The following is a 24,742-nucleotide window of genomic DNA, read 5'->3' on the forward strand; positions in this document are numbered from 1 at the left end:
TTCTGTTGTAGGAGAAATAACCGGATTTGGTATAAGTAACCCAGTAAAAATCTGTATGTATAAGTATAAAAGTCGCCATTTCAGTTATCAGTTGTCAGTGAGAATTCATATAATTTTTCTGACTCTTGGTTCTGGAAGTGGCAAGGCAAAATATAGTCTACTTAGGATGAGAAAAAAGTCGGATGTGGTTTGAAGTATTACACAGTATTAACCAACTTAATATCAAATATTACGATTATAGCGCTACACATTAAGGCTAGGACATAAATAAAGCTAAAACCCTTTTGTATTTTCCTGTTGCCTATTTCCTGTTGCCTTGCATGTAGCGCTATAACTTTTTTTGTAGTTAGGGAAGACCTAGATTTGGCATATAGGAAAATTAAATAAAGAGTAAAAGTTTTTCATACTCCCTACTGCCCTACTTTCATACTCCCTACTCTTTAAAACAATTGATTATTTGGCAAAAATTATGACATTTACTCCACCACAAAATTTACCTCAAGAAGTAAAAATTAACCTATTATTAGCAGGAGGACATCAATATACTATTTATCTCAAATCTGATGCACAACTACTCCAACTTTTAGCCAAAACACTATTATCTAAACATCAAAAAACAGAAAATTCTACTCTATTTCAAATTCCCATAGTAGAAGGTCATTCTGCTTTATGTTTTCCTAGCGAACATTTAGTCGGAATGGTGACGGAACCACCAATATATTTGCAGCATTTACAGTCACAAGATACTCAATCTAATATCAAAACTTCTACTCCTCCTCCTCCCTCTAAAACAGACAATTTAGAATCTCGTTATTTACTCATAGAAAATTTTCTCACCCAATCAGAAAATCAACAACTATTTAATTATGTTTTGCAAAGACAATCTGATTTTGTACCAACTACAACATCAACTAAAGCAGAAAATTATCGTCGCTCTCTAGTATTGCACTCGTTCCCAAAATTCAGAGAATTAATAGTCAACAGAATTCAAGAAGTTTTAGCTGATGCGTTAAAAAAGTTAAGTATCCCAGAATTTTCAATTGCCGAAATTGAAAGTCAGTTAACAGCTCATAATGATAATAATTTCTATAAAATTCACAATGATAATGGTTCTCCGGATACTGCTACTAGAGTTTTTACCTATGTTTATTATTTTTATCAAGAACCTAAAGCATTTACAGGTGGTAATTTAATAATTTACGATAGTCAAATCAAAGGAAAATATTATGTCAAAGCTGACACATTTAAAACTATAGAACCTAAAAATAATAGTATTATATTTTTTCTCAGTCGTTATATGCACGAAGTTTTATCAGTAAGTTGCCCCTCTAAAGCTTTTTCAGATAGTCGATTTACTATTAATGGTTGGATACGGAGAAATAATTAATAATTAATAATTAATAATTACAACATATTTCGGGCAAACAAAAAGTAAGCATTTCCTGCGGAATGCTGCGCAAACAGCTATTAGCAGTCAGCTATCAGCAATAAATAATTACTTCTAAGGTTTAGTCAGGGAAATTTACCAGTAATTTTTATTCTTTCCTCAATTTCAAAGGTTGCTTTTATCTTCCTCAAAATTAATAGCTGTTAACGCAGTTCTGACCATAGGAGACTAGCTAATAACTGAAGGTTGAATGCTTACAACAAAAATAATTAATAATTACAACTTCCTCCTCTATAATTCTCATTTCTCCTGACTCCTACCTTTACCAATGGACTTTTTCGACAAACCCTAATTAGTGTTAATTATTCTTGCTATTTACTTATCTCTCGCTCCCCCACTTCCCTCCTCAAGAAAGTATACGTTTATTAAATTGGTGTAATTATGCTGAGTGACAAAGATAATCAAAATCTGATTAAATCAAAATGTGTGAAAATTGAGAATTTTTTAACAGAAGTAGAAAATCAAAAAATTCTAGCATCTGTAATTAAACTAGAAGCATATTTTGAAAAAAGTACTACTAGCATAAATGACTCTGACTTTCGCAAATCAAGAGTCTTACATTTAGCGCCTATTTCCAAAGTTAGAATTAGTAATCGAATTAAATTAGTTTTACCTCAAGTTTTATCGAAACTGAGTCATCAAATATTTCCCATAGCTAAAATAGAAGGGCAAGTAACAGCTCATAATCATGGTCATTATTATCAAGCTCATAATGATAATGGAATGCCTGAAGTTGCTAAAAGAGAAATTACCTACATTTATTATTTTTACCAACAACCTAAAAAATTTTCTGGTGGAGAATTAGTGCTATATGATGGAAAAATAGATAATAATTATTATACTCAGGCAAATTCATTCAAAAAAATTGCACCTATAAATAATACTATTATTTTCTTTCCTAGTCGTTACTGGCATGAAGTTTTACCAGTAAATTGTCCTTCTAAAACTTTTGCAGATAGTCGCTTTACTATTAATGGTTGGATCTGGAGAAATTAAACTGTTAAAGATAGGCTATGAAGAATTAATAATGAACAATTAATAATTCATAATGACCTCTACTTCAAACAAGAGAATTGACTCAAAAGATTTTTTTTCTTTTCTCTTTCTCCTTGTCGGGCAAAAGTCAGTGGCGCTGTTAAGGAGAGACTTGATATAGTATCCGGATAATTAGTTATCCAATGATTAGCGGAAGACGGAGTCAGGAGTCAGGAAAAAGGAAGGATATGAACAATTAATAATGAACAATTAATAATTAATAATGACCTTTACTTCAAACAAGAGAATTGACTAAAAAGATTTTTTTATTTAATGAGGTAAAAAAAAATTGGTAAGCATTTCCTGCGGAATGCTGCGCAAACAGCTATTAGCTGTCAGCTCTCAGCTCTTATAAGGAGATTTTAATATATAGACTTTAAAGCCAGTTTTTAGGCGTAAAATTTAATTCTCACTCAATTAGTAAAGCTTTTATCTAGAACTAAAAAAATCAATAAATGATGGCTGATAGATGACAGCTGAATGCTTACAAAATTTGATAATTTCCGAAAAAAAAACCTACTATTGCGAGATAATATTTAGATAAATTATGAAATACTTTTTGTCTGTCATTTTGTCCGTCATTTTTGTGACAATAAAATCCCTCTTATAGCAATTCCTATGCTGGTGAGGTACAAAATTCCTTTTTTTTTAGGGAGTAGGGAATAGGGAGTAGGGAGTAGGAAGTAGAAAATAAGAAAAACAACTGTGCCTCAGTAACTTGAGAAACGTTATATTACCTAAAAATTGTGGTATAAAGCCTCCTATTTTAAGGGGATAAAAAAATAGAATATTCCTAATGTCAAGCTTCCTTATTGCAGGAGGTACTGATAACTGATAACTGAAATAACCTTCCTTTATTCTCCGTTCATATCTCAAATGTCAACTCTGTATATGCTAAAATGCTATTTCTGAAACCAGAGAAATTATAGAATTATGGCAAGTAGATTTTCAGCAAATAAAATGTTTAACCTGTCTAGTAAACCAACTATTTCAATGCAGATGATGTGGGTCGGCTTAATCATTACAATTTTATTTATATTAATTGCTATTTTATCTCCACTTTTAGAAAATTTAGACTTGCTCCAAGACCCCCAAGAATTTCTCAGTAACCCCATTCATCAATCACCATCTTTTGAACATTGGTTTGGTACAAACCGTCAAGGTTATGATGTATTTTCTCGAACATTATTCGGGGTACAAGTTGCTTGGAAAGTTGTAATTTTAGCCACAGCATTAAGTTTAATTATTGGCGTACCTCTAGGAATGGTAAGCGGTTATCTTGGCGGTATAATTGATAAGGTTTTAATATTTTTTATGGATACTGTTTATACTTTGCCAGGATTATTACTTTCAATAACTCTAGCTTTTGTTGTGGGAAAAGGAATATTAAATGCAGCGATCGCTCTGAGTATTGCTTATATTCCACAATATTATCGAGTAGTTCGTAACCATACAGTTAGTGTAAAAAATGAACTATTTATTGAAGCAGCAAAAGCGATGGGTGCTAATACTTGGAGAGTATTAACTCGTTATTTATTTCTTAATGTTATTCAGAGTGTGCCTGTGTTATTTACTCTTAATGCTGCGGATGCAGTTTTAGTATTAGGAGGATTGGGATTTTTAGGATTAGGATTACCTCCTGAAACTGCTGAATGGGGAAATGATTTAAGGTTAGCTTTAGATGCTTTACCTACAGGTATTTGGTGGACTGCTTTTTTCCCTGGTTGTGCTTTAACTTTAATGGTAATTGGTTTATCTTTATTAGGGGAAGGATGGAATGAGTTTGTTAATCCTAAATTGAGAAATTAATGAAGAAGGAAGAGGGAAGATGGAAGAAAGAATAAGGTAGAGGAAAGAGGGGATAAGGAAGAAAAAAGAAGGTAGAAGGTAGAGGGAAGAAAGAAGGTAGAAGGAAGGTTGATTATTGATATTTTTTTGTTTTAGATATTCTAGAAGTAAAGAGTAGTAATGACAGTTGCTATAAAACCTAGTATTCTAGTATTGGACTGTTTAATCTTAAATGTTGCAATAGCAAATTTTTAAGAGATCACTTCTTCTATAGCCTTTTCAAATGAGATTTCAAACAAGAATTGGTTATTTACTAACAGTAAAAAATCCGGCAAACCTTCTTATACCAATTTGATAAAAGTGCGAGGTTTTAGGTGGTAATGGTTCAAAAATTTAGGATTTTTGTCAAGAGTTGGGCAGAAAAATCAAGGGGCGATTCTTCCTACTATCTCCTCTATAATTCCCATTTATCCTGAGTTCCCCTCCTGGGAGGGGTTAGGGGTGGGTTGACTCCTACCCTCACCCATAAGACTTTTTCAGCAAACCCTAATTATTAATTATTAATTGTTGAAAATTACCATCTACCAAAAGTACCCCATACTGCCCCAGAAATTATGCCCCAAATTGAACCAATACCTGCACCAATAATTACTCCTCTAAGTAAAGTAACTTGACGAATAATTCCTAAACTTAAAAAGAAATCATCTCCCATAGTTGTAGACAAAATAGCTCCAATAATTCCCCAAGCGATCGCCATCAAAAAACAACCCCAAATTGCTCCAACAATTGCACCTCTGATCCCAATTAATTCTAATGCTAAAGGTAAAGGAGGAGCCATAATTAATCCACCTAATATAATTCCAGATATTGCTCCACCAATAGCACCATTACCACCACCAAAAATTACTGTAGCTATTAATAGTTGAGGCAAGTTACTAGAAGTAATATCCATATTTGCTTGACTCCAAAACAATAAGCAAACTGTGGCAATTATACCTATAATTGTGCCAAAAAAAGACCCCCAAATTGCACCTAAAATTGCTCCCGACTTACCCCAAATTCTCGCACCTCCCAAAAACATAGGAGGTTTAAATAAACTCCAAACAAAACCAAAAGTTGCTCCCAAAAATGCTCCTGATATATATGCTTTACCAACATTAGCATCCCGATTTAATATTGCTAACATTAATCCTCCTATAACGCTGCCCAGGAAAAAGCCACCAATAATTCCAAATATTATATAATTTTTGCTAGATTCATCCTGTCTTCCCATTAATGATTTCCAAATTAGGCTAATAACTGTACACCACAAGATACCCATTAATAATGCACTTACAATAGTGACTAAATTTTGATTAATTCCTATGGATAAACCAGCCAAAGTAGCACCAAATAAAACACCCCAAACAGTACCACCAATTGTGCCCCAAATTATCTTATGAACTATATTTGTTTGATTGCTAGGTAACTCTCTCATAATTTTTATTCTTGCTACACTGTATAAGGTATTAGATGTTAAGTTTTAGGTGGCTCAACTTTTTTTACCTCATACCTACTACCTAAGACTTACAATCTTATTTTCACTTTAACCTACTACTTAAAATCTTCTTCAATAAACTACTAGAAATCCTGAAAAATTATCTTTACTATCAGGAATTAGAGCATAAGAGGATGCACTACGACAATGCCTAGCACCAATATTCCAAGAGTGTGCTCTATGAAATTTTATATTAATTTTTTGACTTATATTCCCAAACCTTGCCATTTGATAGGGAAAAATTATAATCATTATGCCAACAATTAGCGGATTATTTCTAAACATTTTTGTGCATATAGCAGAAGAAGAAAGGAATAGGGAAAAATTTGGCGTTGTCTGAGTTTTAAGCTTTTTGATATATCCTAACCTTTGCTTCGACTGCTATATCACATAAACTAAAAGCATTATCTGAAAAACTATCGATTTTTGTTGTTTGACAATATTTGATGACTATAGAGACTTTTTCATCAGTATAATTTCCACTTTAATTAGGTAAAAAGGTGTAGTTGTATTTGCACGGACAGATATATTCCCATTCAGCTTCACTAAGTAAACGATGGTTTTTAATTAAGTAGGTAGGCGTTAAAATTTATCGTACTTAGGAAGGCAGAAGGCAGAAGGGAAAAGGCTTATAAACTACTTTACTTTTTGTTAAAGACTTAATTTTTTTCATGCCTATCTACTTATTTTCTAAGATATTCTGGCACAAAATTCATTAGCTTTATATCTTCATCTGCTTTCTACTCTTCAAAAATTAATAATTATCTCTCGTTAAAAATGAAGCAATAGTAACTTGATATTGAGGTCTTTCACTCAATAATTTTTTAGTCTATATTTTGGAAAAATTAAGCATAAACATATCACTTGGAATTAATATCATTTATATCAAAAGCTCACTCTAGTAATTTCATTTGATTTGCGTTAAAAAAACCGAACGCTTTTAGGCAACAGGCAAGAAGGTTTGCCGGATTTTTTACTGTTAGTAAATAACTAACTTTTGTTTGACATTTAATTTGAAAATGTTATCTATAAATATGTTTTTATGAAAAATTATTTTAGACGTTGTTTTTCAGTTTTTTCTATATCTATACCGGTCGCATTAATTAGCTTGAAGATGCCCATGTTTCTACTTAAAAATAACAGGTGCATCTTTGTGGTGGATCAGCCATTCCTGATCCTATACACAATCGCTATTAAGGCAGTTCGTCTACAGGAGGATAACCGATTCAATGCCTCTACTATCAAGCTTTAAAATTTAATATTAAAAAGTATTATTTGAAGCTTTACTAAGATTGATTTTTTGTAGATTAGTTGATTAGTATAATTTTTATACAAAAACAAGGTGCAACTCAAAATCAGACCTGCTATACCTAAAAAAATATCAAGTTTCGCCCATCGCTCATAGTGTTATTTAATTCATTTATGGACTGGCAAAAAATCAATAGCTCGAGCTGTATAAGTATCTCTAATTATCATTTTATAGAAGATAGATTTTAATCAGCTACCTTTTATTCAGACAAAGATGATATGATGTTTAAAACTTATTTTTGATGATATTTTATGCACAATCAAGAACCACCCAAAATTATTAAACAACGTCTGCAATATCAGGGTAGAAAATTTAACTTTGACGTTAACCATCTACGTCTACCCAATGGAGTTGAAGGAGACTGGGAATGTATTCGTCATCCGGGTGGAGCTTTATGTATTCCTGTTACTTCAGATGGAAAATTAATCTTAGTAAAACAATATCGATTTGCCATTAAAGATAGGATTTTAGAATTTCCAGCAGGTACAATAGAAGAAAATGAAAATCCTGCTGATACTATCAAACGAGAAATAGAAGAAGAAACAGGTTATCGCGCTCATAAATGGCGAAAGTTAGGAGAATTTCCTCTCGCTCCTGGATACTCGGATGAATTTATTTATGCTTTTTTAGCAGAAGATTTAGAAAAGTTGGAAAGTCCGCCAGCGCAAGATATTGATGAAGATATAGAAACAGTTTTAATGACACTTCAAGAATTAGAACAGGCTATCTTTGATGGAGAAATTGTTGATGCTAAGTCAATCTGTAGTTTATTCTTGGCTAAACCATTTTTATTAGGAAATAAGAAGTAAGAAGTAAGAAGTAAGAAGGAAGAAGGAATAAGGCGTTTAGTTATCTAGGCGATGAGTTATCTATAACAGAAGGAAAAAGCTTGGGTTCTCTGAATGTTAAGTTTTTGATATTTCCTAAGCTTTGCTTTGACTGCTATATTAACCAATAATTTAGTATCAACGCCTGAAAATTGGTATTAAGCTTAAAATGAAATTTTTCCTTTGAACAAAGCAAGCAAATAACAAAAATGAAGACTGTAAAGGAGTAGCGAAGTAGAAAAAATTAATTTGCAAAACCTATTTGATTTGACAAATAGAAATATTTATTAGCTAAACTACAGTTCAAAAATTAACAGTTAACAATTATTGAAGGAGGAAGAAGATATTTAGTTATCTACCAGAATGGAGTGGGAGAGTAATACCATTTCTCAAAAACTTTTCTACATTTTCTTGAGCTGGGGAGTTGGGGAGTTGGGGAGTTGGGGAGTTAGGGAGAAATAAAAATAATAATAATTAATATTAAATTGACTCAAATTAGCAAAAAGTTTATTAGGATAGTTTAATTACTTAATAACTGAAGTGTTACCTAAGTATAGCATTACTTTTGGTAATTGGTATAAGGGACTCAGGGAGTAGTAAACATAAGAATAATATGCACTTACTGGCTAATCATCGCTCTTAAGGTTATTAAATCCTACTAATTACTTAATCATTGAAGTTTTGCATCAGCATCGCATTCTTTTTGATAAATGGTATTAAACCCATAAATAAAAACGATAATTAACAATTACCGAAAAATTTTGGTCTAAAGACTCCTTATTGCAGGAGGTACTGATAACTGATAACTGATAACTGATAACTGATAACTGATAACTGATAACTGATAACTGATAACTGATAACTGATAACTGATAACTGATAACTGATAACTGATAACTGATAACTGATAACTGAAATGACCTCTCCTGAAAAATAAGAGGATTAACTAAAAAGACAAAAGAATGATTTTTTTCGTGAAAATTAGAGACTTAAAACCTAAAATAATTAATCATTAATAATTTTGTTAAGATCGAGATTATAGCTGACTTGGAATTACTATAAACGTAAGCATTCCACAGGAAATGCTTACCTATAAACAAAAATTTTCTAATTAACAGTAAACTGAAAATTATAGCAGTCGAAGGAAAAGTTAGGAAAAATCAAAAGCTTAAAATTAAGACAAGGTAAGATTTTTTCTTCTTCCTTTTTCCTTCTTCTTTCTTTCTTCTACTATAACAATAAAATTAAAATAAATGTCTAACTTAATTCTCTTTTGGCATCGACGCGATTTACGCATTTCAGATAATATCGGACTGACACAAGCATCTCAACAAAATCAAAAAGTAGTAGGTATATTTTGCCTTGACCAAAATATTCTTAAACGAGACGACATTGCACCCGCAAGAATAACCTATATGATTGGTTGTTTACAACATCTACAAAAACGCTACCAAGAAATAGGAAGTCAACTATTAATACTCTTAGGAAAACCTACCGAAGCTATACCAAAATTAGCAACTTTTTTGGAGGCAAAAGCAGTATATTGGAATCGAGATGTTGAACCTTATAGTCGGGAACGCGACCGCCAAGTTACTGAAAATTTAGAAACAGTAAATATTCAAGTAAAAACATTTTGGGATCAACTCCTCCATTGCCCAGAAGAAATATTTACTTCTACTAAAAAACCCTATAGTGTCTATACCCCATTCTGGAGAACTTGGAGTGGCAAAAAAAAATCTAAACCAGTCAATACTCCCCTACTTAAAGGGTTAACTGAAGAGCAACTTCAACAAACCAAAAAAGTAGCAACTATTGACTTACCCACTGCGAAAGAATTAGGATTGAATTGGGAAAACCCACTCATTCTCGAACCCGGAGAAACTATTGCATTAGAAAAATTAGAAACATTTTGCCAAGGGGCAATATACTCATACCAACAACAACGAAATTTCCCTAGCATTGATGGTACATCCCAACTCAGTCCTGCCCTAAAATTTGGTGCTATTGGTATTCGGACAGTTTGGGCAAAAACTCAAGAATTAATCGAAAATTGTTCCAGCGATGAAGCATTTGACAATATCGAAACTTGGCAAAAAGAAATAGCATGGCGCGAATTTTATCAATATGTTATGTATCATTATCCCGAACTAGAAACAGGTCCTTATCGCCCACATTGGAAAAATTTTCCCTGGGAGAATAATGAAGCATATTTTCAAGCTTGGTGTGAAGGTAAAACAGGTTATCCTATTGTTGATGCTGCCATGCGTCAGTTAAATGAAACAGGTTGGATGCACAACCGTTGCCGAATGATAGTTGCTAGTTTTCTGACCAAAGATTTAATAATTAATTGGCAGTGGGGGGAGAAATATTTTATGCAGAAGTTGATAGATGGAGACCTTTCTGCAAATAATGGGGGTTGGCAGTGGAGTGCATCGAGTGGAATGGACCCAAAACCGTTGAGAATATTTAATCCTTCATCTCAGACACAAAAATATGACCCAGAAGCAGAATATATTCGGGAGTGGGTGTCAGAGTTGCGGAGTGTGGATACGAAATATTTGGTTACTGGTAAAATTCCCGCAGATGAAAGAGAGGGTATAGGTTATCCTGCGCCTATTGTTGACCATAAAAAACGACAACAAATATTCAAGTCACTTTATCAGGAGCAGAAAAATTGATTCAGAATATCTTTAGGTTACTTTTTCCTAAATCAACCTAATTTATTAATACACATCTCCAGAAAATAGGGAGTAGGGAGTAGGGAGAAAGAATTGATAATTTCTGTGCGATAATTGATTCGATTTTTTATTATTGGAGATGTCTAATGAATTTGAACCATTGATTTATGTAGTTATAACTTGGCTGAAAATAAATCAGCTAATTCTCCAATATTTTTTGCTCCAGCTAGTTCAATGTGGGGGATATTTAAGGATAATTCTTCCATCACCATCATAATAATTTATGCTAGATTTACTGAATCTATCCCTAAGTTTTTAAGACTATTGGTTTAGTTTAGAGGAACTTCTTCTAATTATGATGCCACTTAACGAGTATACTTCCTAATTAACTACAATATTTTTCCTCTATTTATTATTTTGATTTTGCCCTAGTTTATTAGCTTTTTATTTTAAATTTTTAACTTTATAAATTATTTGGTTTGCCACTTTAATAAGTAACTTTTTGTTTCGCTACCTTATCAAGTATTGAGCATAACTCTTGCTGCAAGTTTTCTTGTAAATTACAGAATTATTGGCCTTAGGATAACCATTGCCCAGCTTAATTTTTTGGCAATACCTTTCTATATCCTGCTCACAAAAAAAATAGTTCACCGCAACGCCGTCTTACCTCAGCTTTTGACCTGGATAATACCAGGTGGGTTCCTCGGCTCAAGTTTAAAGTTTCTGAGTGCAAGCTCAGTTTACTGCCACTCAAACATCTAGGTCCCGATGTTTTTTGATTTGTAGGTCAAAAAAACATTTTTGGCAGTCACCAACGTCGCAGTAGAACCTAGAAACTATTATAGCGATTATTTTTTGAATGTCACCCCCTATCAGGAAACTCAAAAGTCAAAAATTAAAAGTCAAAAGTTAAAAGTCATAAATTGGAGCCTTGACACTTAATTTTTATCAAAATCATGTGGGTCTAATACCAAGCGTCAAAAAAGAATGCTATATTTAAGTGACACTTCAATTATTAAGTAATTAACACAGACTGAATATTTTTTTTGATAATTATTAGCCAGTTATTGTTAATTATTCTTATTTTTACCTCTCCCCTACTCTCTCACTTCCCTACTCCCCCTCTCAATAAAATGTAGCAAACATTTATCAAATTGGTATAAAACTCCGCCTTCTAAGTCGAAATATTTTTGGAGAGTTGCTCACACATCCCCTACTTCCCCTCCTGGGAGGGGTTAGGGGTGGGTTAACTTCTGACTTCTGACTTCTGACTTCTGACTTCGTTAACTCTGCCAGATACTTTCAATTTTGTGGGCGATCGCCTCAGCTTTCTGACGGCACTTGGTGGAATTTTCCTTATGCACCAATACTGTTACATGACCCAACTTTCGTCCTGGACGAGATTCTGTTTTGCCATACCACCAAACTGAAGCATTAGGAATCTGAGCTAATTGTTGCCGTTTTGTCAAGTAGTCATTTACCGCAAATTCATAACCCAACAAATTCACCATCACCGCACCCCTAGACTTAAGAGCGGTACTACCCAGAGGTAGACCACAAACTGCCCGTAGATGTTGTTCAAATTGAGAAGTCTCACAAGCATCCAAAGTGTAATGACCAGAGTTATGAGTTCTCGGAGCAATTTCATTAATTAAAATTGTTTGATTTTTAGTAATAAATAATTCAATACCAAATACTCCCACAACTTCTAAACTATTGAGGAGAGTTTGAGCGATCGCTTGAATTTCTTTGACTAATTCTAAATTTTCATCACATACAAAAACCCGCCGACAAACCTGATTTTCTTGTTGTGTTTCTACTACTGGGTAAACTTTAATTTCACCAGTCACTGAACGAGCAGCAATAATTGCAACTTCCCGGTCAAAAGGGATAAATTCTTGAATGAAAATATTTGAATTTCTCTGATATTTTAAACTATTAATATCTTGAATAACAGAAATACCATGACCATCATAACCATGACGACGTGCTTTTAATACTAGAGGAAATTTTATTGCTTCAGCTTCTGTTTCCCACTCCCAAAATTGGGGAACAGGTAAACCTAAATCTCGTAAATAACACAACTGTTGATATTTATCTAATAAGGGCTTTAACACAGATAAATTAGGACGAAAAATTACATTTTTTTTACTCAGAAGCGACAACTCATCTATATTAATAAATTCATTTTCAAAAGTAATCACATCACAACTATTTGCTAACTGAGCAGTTGCCCGAGCATCATCAATTTCTGCCAAAATAGTATCTTTTGCTATAGATACTGCCGGGTCATCTTTTTCAGGAGTTTGAATAATTAAATCTACTCCCAATTTTTTAGCAGCATCCGCCATCATCCATGCCAACTGACCTCCACCAATGACACCCACTCGCTGAATTTTGTTTTGGTATTTTTTTGCCTTTTCAGTACTATTCATTTTTATTACAAATTCAGTTTCAACTTTTGTATTTTATAGCAGAAGAAAGAAGGAAAAAGAAAGAAGGAAGAAGGAAAAATATTGCGTTGTCTGAGTTTTCAGCTTTTGATATGTCCGCGCCCTTTGCTTCGACTGCTATAACAAAATAAAAATAGTTTTTATCAGTTTTATTAATCTATAGCAATTCTATTTCAGTTGCGGGCAAAAATATCTTTAGGAAATCGGGAGTAGGGAATAGAAAAGAACAAAAACAACTGTACCTCAGTAACTTGGGAAACGCTACATACAAAATAGGAAGCTATAAAACATTACAAATTAATTTCGTAAGTTGAACAATAATTTTCAAGAAACTTTTAGATAACTTTTACTCTTTTTTACCTAATAGTTAATAACTGATTCCCACTAGCTTCAAGTTTTAAATTTTAAATTTTAGATAATTTTTACTTTTTTTCAATTAACAACTGATTCCCACTAGCTTCAAGTTTTAAATTTTAAATTTTAGATAATTTTTACTTTTTTTCAATTAACAACTAATTCCCACTAGCTTCAAGTTTTAAATTTTAAATTTTAGATAATTTTTACTTTTTTTCAATTAACAACTAATTCCCACTAGCTTCAAGTTTTAAATTTTAAATCTCAGATATAGCAATAGCCAAAGCTGTTAAGATTTATGCTGATGATGAATGATGAATCTTAGACTAGATAATGTTTTTTCCGCTGTTCCCAATTAAGTGTTCCCTGTTATAACTTTTACCTTCTTTCAGTTACCGAATAATTAAGGTTTAAAGCCTCTTCTTTAAAACAAAAAAAATCCTGTTCGCCAGTCCTATCAGTTTTTAGGAGAGGTAATTTCAGTTATCAGTTAACAGCGCCTCTGTAATAAGGAAGCAAGAAAATTCCGTATTTTCTTTTTTTATCCCCTTAAAAAGGGAGGCTTTAGACCACGATTTTTCGGTAATTATTAAGTAGGTAAGTCTAATTAAACGTTAAAAAAATTGTATGAGCGGATTTAACCAAAACGAAAGCTTTGACTTAAGCACGCTCGAGTGCTAAAAACCCGCCCTCTAATATTGTGTTTATTTCTGCTCACCTACCTAATTAGTCATTATTAATTATTAATTATTAATTACTTAAATCAGCTCTTAATTTTTTTTCTGCTTCTACTTCATCTAGTTTTGATTGTTCAATAAACTCATAAAATATTGCTTTTTCAATCTTAGGAAATGTAGGGCTAGTTTCAACTTCAACATATTTTTTATTTTGCAGTTTATAAATTAGTAAAACTTCTCCGTTATAACGCCAAAATTCTGAGATTCCCATGCTCGCATAAAGATTAACTTTATTAATATCGGTATGAGTAATATCAACTTCTACTACTAAATCAGGCGGAGGATCTTCAGTTAAATCAATTTTTTTTCCTGCCACCTTTGATTGATTTTGAATGTAATAACAATTGTCAGGTTCTGCACCTCTGTCTAACTGTGGATAATTCAAAGTCGTCGAACCTAAAGTTTTAATTTTTAAACCCATTTCAAAAACTAAAATTCTGATAAATAAACCAATTATTTCTCTAGCAAATTCATGTTCTTCCAGAGGCATAGTAATTTCCAATATTCCTTGGTCATATATAATTCTGGCATTGCGATTTTCTCCCAGAGCTTCAAGAATTTTTTGGTATTTATGCCAATTCAAGTTATAGAAAACAATTCTTTTTTCAGGAAGAGTTAGAGCAACAGTATTAATCATTTTTTTTCCTATCAAACCATTTTGTTCCCATTTCAGTCATAGCTGAGAATACTAGATAAAAAATCAAAATACTTATACCGATAAGAAATGGTACTAAATCATCCGGCATTTGTTAATCCCTAGTCAATTTTATCCACCGATGATAACATGAATAACGTTTTCGGCTGTCGCCGACATATTTGCGGAGCATTCCGGAGGAAAACCCTTAACCTTACTTCAGAAGTATCTCTATCTACATTTCAGTTAATAACTATAGCAATATGATTTGAGTTGTTAGATATTGAAAACTTTTAGGGAACAGGGAACAGGGAACAGAGAAGAATAAAAAACATATCATATGAATATAATAATTGCTATATTCTATACTTTTAAGGAACATCTCAATTCTCACAACTAATTCCTGATTGCTATATGAACATTATCAACTTTATCCTAATTTTTATTGTGCCTCTAATTGCGACTAGCTTAATTATTTAGCGCTTTTATCTAGATAGGGAGTAGGGAGTAGGGAGTAAGGAATAGAAAACAAGAAAAACAACTTTACCTCAGTAACTTGAGAAATGCTATATTTCAGTTAATAACTATGAACATTATCAATTTTATCCTGATTTTTATTGTGCCTCTAATTGCGACTAGCTTAATTATTTGGCGCTTTTATCTTGAACCAAAAATAACTATGTTTGATGATGATAAAAGGGTAAATAATTTCCGTAATATGGACCGGGTTTTTCCCAGTAAAATTATTTATCGTTCTACTAAACCCTATAATTTTCAGGAAAATTTATACGATCTGAATACATCCTATCAATTTCAGGGTGAAACTCGGACAATGAAAGACTTTTTACAACGCACAGGCAATACAGGATTTTTAATAGTTAAAAATGATGTAATTGTTTATGAAAAATATTCTCAAGGTTATACAAAAAATGATAAAAAAACTTCTTGGTCAGTGGCAAAGAGTTTTATTTCTGCCTTAATAGGTATTGCGATTAATGATGGTTATATTCACAGTATTGATGACTCAATTACTAAATATATGCCAGAGTTAAAAGCATCTGGATATAACAATGTACCAATTAAGCATATTCTACAAATGTCTTCTGGAATAAATTTTAGTGAAGCCTACGAAGATGATAATTCTGATATTAATAAACTTTTGTATAAATTATTTTTGTATATGCGACCGATGGAGAAGGTGATTTTAAATTATCCTGCTAAAGAACCATCAGGTAATTACTTTGAATATATCAGTTTGAATACTCAGATATTAGGTTTATTGTTGAGGCGAGTTACTGGGCAAGATATTGTCAGTTATTTAGAAAAGAAATTATGGCAACCAATGGGAGCAGAATCAGATGCTTATTGGTTAACTGATAATTATGGAACTGAAGTAACTTTTTGTGGGATGAATTGTACTTTGAGAGATTATGCAAAATTTGCTTTAGTTTATTTACATAATGGGTATTTTAACGGACAACAAATTATTCCTAAAAGTTGGGTAAAGGAGTCAACAATTCCTGATACTCCTCACTTACAACCAGGGGCGACAGATCAGCTTTATTTTAAGTGGGGTTATCAATATCATTGGTGGATTCCTGAAGGTTCAAATGGTGATTATTGTGCGACTGGTGCTTGGGGACAATATATTTATATTAATCCAGAAAATAATTTTGTTGGGGTAAAAACTGGTTCTAGCAATAATATTTTGAGGAGTATTGATGATGTGGAAACTGTTGCTTTATTTCGCGCGATCGCTGATGAGTTAGATTTTTGAAATAGGGGTTAGGTTGACCTGAGAAATTCAACGAATTAATTCTGATTATTTATTCTCAATTTGTTTGGTGGGCAAATATAAGCTTGACTATAATGCTTTATTTATAGCTTCCCTAATTTAACAATCTCAAATTATGTGGGTTTTAATTTTTAGTTATAGGTTTTAGTTTTTAGTTTGAAAATTTTAAACTTTGTCATTAATCTCTGACAAAAAAGGAGAAACATTTTTTCTATCAATTCACGAAATTTCAATCTTTTTAGCTCTTTTGCTCAATTTTGTAATATTATAGGTAGTGATATAATCAATAGGTATTTTATGACTATAGCGAATTTTAAAGCTGAAAATGCCTATGATTTCGTTGTTTTGGGAGGCGATCGCTCTTGATTTCCTTTACTATGAATAACTAATTTTTCTTTCCTCATTTTTCGGTAGGTTGATTAATTAGCTATTTTGTGGTACAGATATTTAAAAATGATTCAATCTTTAAGCTGAGGCGAGAATATTAAAGAGGGAAAAACAGGAAACTAAACACCAGGTAAACAAACAATACGAAAACCGGCCCGAGAATTACGTTCATAGCTATAGAAGCTATGGCGACAGGCACTCCGACAACTCCTAGTAAGGTTGCACCAACAACCACCACGAAGCACTCGTTTATTACTGTTCCCTGGACTTTCCCAAGTATTTCCGTCAGTAGGCGCACCATTATAGTTATTGTGCCAAATATCTAGACACCATTCCCAGACATTTCCATGCATATCGTATAAACCAAAAGCATTGGCAGGAAAAATTCCCACATCAGTTGTTTTTTGTCGATACTTACTTTGAGGAGCTTTGCCATAAGCATAGTTGCCATTGTAGTTAGCTAACTCAGACGTTATCGTTTCTCCAAAATAGAAAGGAGTAGTTGTACCTGCACGACAAGCATATTCCCACTGACTCTCACTGGGCAGCCTGTAAATTCTCCCAGTTTTCTCAGACAGCTTTTGACAGAACTCTTTGGCATTATGCCATGTTACTCTTTCTACTGGACAGTTTTCTCCTTTAAAGTCAGAAGGATTTTTTCCCATAATGGCTAAATATTGGTTTTGAGTAATGGGGTATTTACTCATATAAAAAGGTTTTAGGATTACTTGATGCTGAGGGCTTTCTGCATCATATCTGTGTAGCTCATTTTCTGGCGAACCCATAATAAAACTTCCCCCAGGAATATAAACCATTTCTAATTTAATGCCATTACCTAAATCTTCTATTTTTTGTCTGGCACTACCAGGAGTACGGTTGATTATTTTGCCAGAGTTGTTAACAGTAACTATCTCAAAAGTAAATATTTCTCCTATTTCTGATTCTGGTATTGATTTGAGAAACGTTTGTGGTGGAAGAGTCTGGTTAATAACTAACGATATTTCTGCTGTATTTTGAAACTTTTGCTGAAAATCAGGCAATAGGAGAAGGCGGAAACCCCAGTAACTGCCATAGTAGTCAGCATTATTTCTGATACGACGGGCACTCCGACAAAATCTAGGATGTATGTTCCAACAGCCACCACGAAGAAGTCGTTGACTACTATCTCCTTCACTTTCCCAGGGACTTCCATCAGTAGGCGCACCATTATAGTTATTGTGCCAAATATCTAGACACCATTCCCAGACATTGCCGTGCATATCATATAAACCAAAAGCATTGGGAGGAAAAATTCCCACTTCGGTTGTTTTTTCTAAATGTTTACTTTTAGGAGCTTTGCCATAAATATAGTTACCGTTGTAGTTAGCTAACTCAGACGTTATCGTTTCTCCAAAATAAAAAGGAGTAGTTGTACCTGCACGACAAGCATATTCCCACTGACTCTCGCTGGGTAGTCTATAAATTTTCCCAGTTTTTTCAGAAAGTCTTTGACAGAAATCTTTGGTGTTATGCCATGTCACTTTTTCTACTGGATGGTTTCCTCCTTTAAAGTTAGAAGGATTTTCTCCCATAATTGCTTGATATTGGTTTTGAGTAATAGGGTATTTACTCATATAAAAAGGTTGGAGAGTAACCTGATGTTGAGGACTTTCACTATTAAGTCTTTCAACCTCTTTTTCTGGGGAACCCATGAGAAAACTTCCCCCAGGAATATAAACCATTTCTAATTTAATACCATTACCTAAATCTTCTATTTTTTGTCTGGCATTACCGGGAGTACGACTGATTATTTTGCCAAAATTATTGACAGTTAGGAATTCAAAAGTAAATATTTCTCCTATTTCTGATTCTGGTATCGATTTGAGAAATGTTTGTGGTGGAGAAGTTTCATTAATAATGGGTGGTGCTGTTAATTTTTGAGATTTTTGTGGTGGAGGGGTAAACTTTTTTTCTGTTGGATAAGTCTGATTAATCAGAGACAAGATTTCTCCTGGATTTTGAAATCTTTTGTTAGTCGCCCTGACAATCATTTTATCCAACAAATTTCCTACTTCATCACTCACCCTCGACTTTAAATAATTTCGCCATATCCACTTATCTTCACCCACGTCAAATAACTTAAAAGGTTCGACTTCAGTTAATAAATGAATACAAGTTACGCCCAAACTATAAATATCGCTAGAAAATGTCGCTTTTCCAATTGCTTGTTCGGGAGGAGCATATCCTTCAGAACCAATAATAGTTCCTGTTACAGCTAAAGCCTTCTTTGTCACAAATTTTGCTATGCCAAAATCTACTAATATAATATTATTCTCTGGCGAGCTAGAAGCTCCCACTGGATTAATTTTATCTGGCGAGCTAGAAGCTCGCACTGGATAAAATTGATTATTATTTTTTCTCCTAATAATATTCTCTGGTTTAATATCTCGATGAATTACCTGTTGAGAATGAATAAATTCCAATACGGGCAATAAACTTTTTAACAACTCCAAAATTTGTCTTTCATCAAAAGCTCCTGACTCTTTTAATTCCTGTTGTAAATTTTGCCCGTCGATAAATTCTTGTACTAAATACTGTCGGTTATCTTGGGTGAAATAGGCCAAAAGTTCGGGAATCTGTGGATGTCTACCTAGAGTATCTAAACGTTCAGCTTCTTGAGCAAATAATAGAACAGCTTTTGATAAATTTTCTGTTCTTTGTAATTGAGGTAAAAATTGTTTAATTACACAAAAAGGTTTTGAGGGTTTAAATTCATCGACGGCTTGAAAAGTTCGACCAAAACCACCCCGTCCAATAATTTTTAGGGCGCGATAACGTTCGACTAAAACTAATTTTTCATTGCAGCTTTGGCATAATTTTGTTTCTGGTGGATTTGATTTTAAACAATTAGGATTTAAGCATTGAGTCATTTCAGTTATCAGTTATCAGTAGTTCGTGTAATAGAGAGGCTTGAAATATTGAAGTTTATTATTTTTATCTCCTTAAAAGGGGAGGATTTTTTCTAGAGTTTTAACAAATTTTTCTGTCATTACTTCACTGAAAAAATTAGTATAAAATCAAAAAATCTAACATTTGCCCGAGTAGCTACTAATTTTTATCTAGTTCAACGCTGGGTATTTTCATGCTTTAATTCAGCAAGCTACATAGCTAATATGTGGCATAAATTTTCGTCGTAAATTTCAAATATTGCTTTGACTTATGTTGAAGCTTTTATAACTTAAAATTTTCCAAAATATCGGTCAACAAATAAAATAATTTATGACTTTTTTAGCTTGGTTTAATAATGTTCTGTTTCTCAGATAAAATAATTTTTACATTTTTTTTTATAGCTTTCATTTTGATGAATATCATCTAATGGTGATTCAGATTCATCTGAGTTGTTCAGAACATAGTTCCTTAAATCTAACAACTGTAAATATGTCTTTCTCAAAGAAAAAAATATCATTATCACTTTTAAGTAATTGAAAATTATCACTCATATTAACCAACTCATCTCAACAAGCAATCTTTACTATATCAACTTAACTACCTATCCTTATTTTTAGTCAGACTTTGATACTTTATTTAAAATTTAACTTTCTCTTCTTGATAACTAATAACAAATCTGGTTATTATAGACTGATTATAGGGTAAGGCATAACATAGATATCTATAATCAACTTTTCTAAATCGGATTTAGCATAAAGTATTCTCTCTTAGATAACTAAAGTATTCTTACTTTTTACTTCTTCCTTCTTACTTCTTCCTTCTTAACTTAAAAAACGTGAAAATATTAATAGTAGGTAACGGTGGTAGAGAACACGCGATCGCCTGGAAATTATCCCACTCTCCCCAAGTTCAACAAATATTTTGTACCCCAGGTAACGGCGGTACTGCCACCTTGCAAAAATGCCAAAATATACCCATCCCAGTTGAAGACTTCCCAGCCCTCAAACAACTCATTGCTGACCAAAACATCTCTCTCGTAGTTGTTGGCCCAGAAATACCCTTAGCCCTGGGCATTACTGACTATCTACAACAACCAAACCTCAAAATATTCGGCCCCACAAAAGCAGGAGCAATCCTCGAAGCTAGTAAATCATGGGCTAAAGATTTCATGGCCGAAGCAAATATTCCCACGGCCAAATCAGCCACCTTTACCAGTGCCGAAACTGCCAAAGCTTACATCAAAGAAGTTCCCATAGTGGTTAAAGCAGATGGTCTAGCTGCAGGAAAAGGAGTTACCGTCGCCACTACAATTGAAATGGCTCATCATGCCATAGATGCCATCTTTCAAGGAGAATTCGAGCCAGATACCCAGTCTGTGATAATCGAAGAGTTTCTCACAGGTCAAGAAGTATCGGTTTTAGCCCTCACTGATGGATTAACTATTCGTCCCCTATTGCCAGCTCAAGACCATAAACAAGTGGGTGAAGGAGATACCGGACTCAACACTGGAGGTATGGGCGCTTATGCTCCCACTCCCATCATTACACCAGAACTAATGACCAGAATTCAACAAGAAGTTCTAGAACCAACTTTGACTAATTTACAAAAACGTGGTATTGACTACCGAGGCATTGTTTATGCTGGATTAATGATTAGTCCTACAGGAGAGCCAAAAGTCTTAGAATTTAATTGTCGGTTCGGCGATCCAGAAACTCAATCTATTCTTTCTCTGCTAGAAACTCCATTGGAAGAGTTATTTTTGGCCTGTTGTGAACAGCGTTTAGCTGAGTTGCCTCCGATAAATTGGAAACCAGGAGTAGCAGTGTGCGTAGTTTTAGCCTCCGGGGGTTATCCAGAGGTTTATGAGAAAGGTAAAGTAATTTCTGGAATAGAAAAAGCTGAAGCTACTGGAGTAACTGTATTTCATGCCGGAACTAAATTACAGGAACAACAGTTAGTCACCGATGGTGGCCGTGTATTGGGAGTAACAGCAATAGGATCTGACTTTTCTGAAGCTAGGACAAAAGTTTACAATGGTGTAGATTCTATAGAGTTTGACCAAATTTATTATCGGCGGGATATAGGTAGTCGGGTTTTTAGGTCTGTTTATTAATGGATAATTGATAATGGATAATTGATAATTACTTTGGATTTTAACCGTTACGGAATTGAATATAAGGAAATATTATTTCTTCTCTTGGTCGATTGGATATGCTTAGGAAACCCATCCATCCCTCGACCGCTTTTTTCCTCTTAAAAGGGGAAGCTTTAAACCATAATTATTTAATTATTAATTATTAATTATTCGGTAAATCGGGTGGATATCAATTTTGAATAAAGCCAAAAATTTATTGCTTTTAGGCAAAAGGGTATAGGGAATAGGGAATATATAGGAAAAAAGTATTTTTGCAAATAAAGTATTTTTGCAAATATTGAGATGCACTCGGCAAATCAAAATATAAATAAAATAAATCTCAGTTTTCAAGAATTTTTAGTTATCCTAATTAATAATATAGTCAAAAATGCCTAATAAATTTTGACCTTTAACTTTATAACTTTATTTAAACTTTTGACTTTTGACTTTTGACTTTTGACTTTATTTAAACTTTTGACTTAAAAAAATGCTTGCCCTCCTAAAAAAAATCGGAGAAATTATCGCTAACTGGTGGTCTGAGTTTACCCTCCAGACCAAACTCATGGCAGTAGTTACCCTGATGGTGTCTTTGCTAATGAGTAGTTTTTCTTTTTGGGCGGTAAATACTATTCAACAGGATGCTCGCCTCAATGATACTCGCTATGGTCGAGACCTGGGACTATTATTGGCTGCAAATGTCGCTCCTCTAGTGGCAGAAGGCGATCGCAACGAAGTAGCGCGTTTTTCTCGACTTTTCTACAGCAGCACCTCTAGTGTTCGTTATATGCTCTACGCCGATGAGGAAGGAAAAATTTTCCTTGGTCTGCCTTTCTCAGAATCAGAGGTAAAGACGTCCCTGACTTTACGCCGTCGCATTCAACTACCAGAAGATTTTATGGCCAATGTAGAGGCAGGAAATTTGTCTGTCCTACCGATGGTGCGACAACATTTAACTCCGAATGGAGAATTAACAGATGTTTTTGTGCCTTTAATTCAAGAAGGTAAATATTTAGGAGTTTTGGCAATAGGAATTAATCCTAATCCTACTGCTGTTATTTCTTCAAATCTTACTAGAGATGTTACTTTGGCAGTGTTTGTTTCGATTTGGGCAATGGTAATTTTAGGGGCAGTATTTAATGCTTTGATTATTACTAAACCCGTTAAGGAATTATCAGAAGGTGTGAGAAATATTGCTCAGGGAAATTTTAAGCAAAGGATTGATTTACCATTTGGAGGAGAGTTAGGGGAACTGATTTTTAGCTTTAATGAAATGGCAGAGCAGTTAGAAAATTATAAGAAGCAAAATATTGAAGAATTAAGAGCAGAAAAAGCTAAGTTGGAGACTTTGGTTTCGACTATTGCTGATGGTGCTTTATTGTTGGATGCTAATTTACAACTTATGTTAGTTAATTCTACTGCTAGGCGAATTTTTAGTTGGGAAGGCAAAAATGTTGTGGGTGAAAATGTTATTGATTATTTGCCTGTAGCTGTACAAATGGAGATTAGTAGACCGCTTTATCAAATAGCTGGAGGAGAAATAGAAGGTGGTGAATATTGTTGTACTTTGGATGAACCAAATAAACGTACAATTAGAGTGTTATTAACAACGGTTTTATTAAATAGAGCAGCAGGTAATGAATCTCTTTGTAAAAGTTGTATTTATGAGACAGATGAGACTTGTAATTCTACTGAACGTCCTGAAGTTGTTGAATGTACTCTTTATAAGCATAAATTAGAAAAAGGTTTAAATTCTCAGTACCGAGATAGTCTGAAAGGAATTGCGATGACTGTACAAGATATTACTCGCGAAGTAGAGTTAAATGAAGCTAAAAGTCAGTTTATTAGTAATGTGTCTCACGAGTTAAGAACTCCTCTGTTTAATATTAAATCTTTTATTGAAACTTTGTATGAATATGGGGAAGATTTAAGTGAAACAGAAAGAGGGGAATTTCTGGAAACTGCTAATCACGAAACAGACCGTTTGACTCGTTTAGTTAATGATGTTTTAGATTTGAGTCGTTTGGAATCTTGTCATATTTATCATCTAGATGCTGTTGATATTGCTCAACCTATAGAACAAACTTTAAGGACTTATCAACTTAATGCTAAAGATAAGGAAATAGAGTTAAATTATGAGATAGAACCTAACTTGCCTTCTGTAGTAGGTCATTACGATTTGTTATTACAAGTATTTGCTAATTTAGTCGGTAATGGTATGAAATTTACTGAACCAGGGGGAAGGATAATGATTCGAGCGTATACATTAGAATCTGACTCAGAAGTTTGCAATATTGAAGCTCAACAAATTGAAGAGGGAGGATGGATAGTTTCTCCTCCTCCTCCTCGACCAATAGATTTACATTTACCTTCAGAACCAAGTTGTCAAAAGTTTGTCAGAGTTGAAATTTCAGATACAGGAAGTGGTATTGAACCTGAAGACCAAGAGGCTATTTTTGAGAGGTTTTTCCGAGTAGAAAATCGAGTTCATACTTTGGAAGGAACTGGTTTGGGTTTGTCTATTGTCAGGAATATTATGGATAAGCATCATAGTAAGGTTCAGTTAGTTAGTGAACTTGGTGTGGGTACAACTTTCTGGTTTGATTTACCAGTTTTTGAGCAAAATATAGTATCAGAAGAAAGTCAATTATTAGATGTAACTCAACTTTAGAAGAAGGAAGAAGGAAGAGGGAAGAAGGAAG

General features: G+C 33.5%; 12 protein-coding genes and 1 other RNA gene. 8 read left to right on the forward strand and 5 right to left on the reverse strand.

Annotation, left to right across the window (positions count from 1 at the left end; all coding sequences use genetic code 11):
• Window positions 1-469: 469 nt before the first annotated feature.
• From F6K27_RS04765 to F6K27_RS04775, 3 genes are all read left to right on the forward strand, one after another.
• Entirely contained in the window at window positions 470-1,387 is a 918-nt protein-coding gene (locus F6K27_RS04765) for a 2OG-Fe(II) oxygenase (RefSeq protein ID WP_287273574.1), read from the forward strand.
• A gap of 441 nt (window positions 1,388-1,828) precedes the next feature.
• Window positions 1,829-2,443 (forward strand): 2OG-Fe(II) oxygenase, encoded by a 615-nt coding sequence (locus tag F6K27_RS04770; protein WP_287273573.1) that lies wholly within the window; start codon window positions 1,829-1,831, stop codon window positions 2,441-2,443.
• A gap of 972 nt (window positions 2,444-3,415) precedes the next feature.
• Entirely contained in the window at window positions 3,416-4,291 is an 876-nt protein-coding gene (locus F6K27_RS04775) for an ABC transporter permease (protein WP_287273572.1), read from the forward strand.
• Between the two features lie 553 nt (window positions 4,292-4,844).
• Here the strand turns inward: F6K27_RS04775 and F6K27_RS04780 are convergent.
• Complete coding sequence (locus F6K27_RS04780; RefSeq protein ID WP_287273570.1) at window positions 4,845-5,747, reverse strand: hypothetical protein; 903 nt, start codon at window positions 5,745-5,747, stop codon at window positions 4,845-4,847.
• Window positions 5,748-7,367: 1,620 nt separating this feature from the next.
• Between F6K27_RS04780 and F6K27_RS04785 the strand changes: the two genes are divergently transcribed.
• Entirely contained in the window at window positions 7,368-7,925 is a 558-nt protein-coding gene (locus tag F6K27_RS04785; RefSeq protein ID WP_287273569.1) for an NUDIX hydrolase, read from the forward strand.
• A gap of 1,271 nt (window positions 7,926-9,196) precedes the next feature.
• Window positions 9,197-10,621 carry a deoxyribodipyrimidine photo-lyase, 8-HDF type gene (locus F6K27_RS04790; RefSeq protein WP_287273567.1) on the forward strand — a complete coding sequence of 475 codons (1,425 nt, stop codon included), beginning with the start codon at window positions 9,197-9,199 and terminating at the stop codon, window positions 10,619-10,621.
• A gap of 643 nt (window positions 10,622-11,264) precedes the next feature.
• Here the strand turns inward: F6K27_RS04790 and ssrS are convergent.
• The 3 genes from ssrS to F6K27_RS04805 form a co-directional block, all read right to left on the reverse strand.
• Window positions 11,265-11,450: non-coding RNA, 6S RNA (gene ssrS / locus F6K27_RS04795), on the reverse strand.
• A gap of 454 nt (window positions 11,451-11,904) precedes the next feature.
• Window positions 11,905-13,056 (reverse strand): 5-(carboxyamino)imidazole ribonucleotide synthase, encoded by a 1,152-nt coding sequence (locus F6K27_RS04800; RefSeq protein WP_287273566.1) that lies wholly within the window; start codon window positions 13,054-13,056, stop codon window positions 11,905-11,907.
• 1,122 nt (window positions 13,057-14,178) lie between these two features.
• Entirely contained in the window at window positions 14,179-14,802 is a 624-nt protein-coding gene (locus tag F6K27_RS04805; RefSeq protein ID WP_287273564.1) for a Uma2 family endonuclease, read from the reverse strand.
• Between the two features lie 583 nt (window positions 14,803-15,385).
• Between F6K27_RS04805 and F6K27_RS04810 the strand changes: the two genes are divergently transcribed.
• A complete protein-coding gene (locus tag F6K27_RS04810) occupies window positions 15,386-16,576 on the forward strand; it encodes a serine hydrolase (RefSeq protein WP_287273562.1) in 1,191 nt (396 codons plus the stop codon).
• A gap of 524 nt (window positions 16,577-17,100) precedes the next feature.
• Here F6K27_RS04810 and F6K27_RS04815 read toward each other — a convergent pair.
• Window positions 17,101-19,890, reverse strand: a complete 2,790-nt coding sequence (locus F6K27_RS04815; RefSeq protein ID WP_287273560.1) for a bifunctional serine/threonine-protein kinase/formylglycine-generating enzyme family protein — start codon at window positions 19,888-19,890, stop codon at window positions 17,101-17,103.
• A gap of 854 nt (window positions 19,891-20,744) precedes the next feature.
• On the opposite strand from F6K27_RS04815, the gene purD reads away from it, so the two are divergent.
• Together purD and F6K27_RS04825 are read left to right on the forward strand one after the other, a co-directional pair.
• Window positions 20,745-22,022, forward strand: coding sequence for a phosphoribosylamine--glycine ligase (purD, locus tag F6K27_RS04820; protein ID WP_287273558.1), 1,278 nt, complete (start codon window positions 20,745-20,747; stop codon window positions 22,020-22,022).
• A 508-nt stretch (window positions 22,023-22,530) separates the two neighbouring features.
• Window positions 22,531-24,711: an ATP-binding protein gene (locus F6K27_RS04825; protein ID WP_287273556.1), complete on the forward strand. Its 2,181-nt coding sequence runs from the start codon at window positions 22,531-22,533 to the stop codon at window positions 24,709-24,711.
• Window positions 24,712-24,742 lie beyond the last annotated feature (31 nt).

Source organism: Okeania sp. SIO2F5, assembly GCF_010692685.1.
In the GTDB taxonomy this organism is placed as follows: Bacteria; Cyanobacteriota; Cyanobacteriia; order Cyanobacteriales; family Microcoleaceae; genus Okeania; species Okeania hirsuta.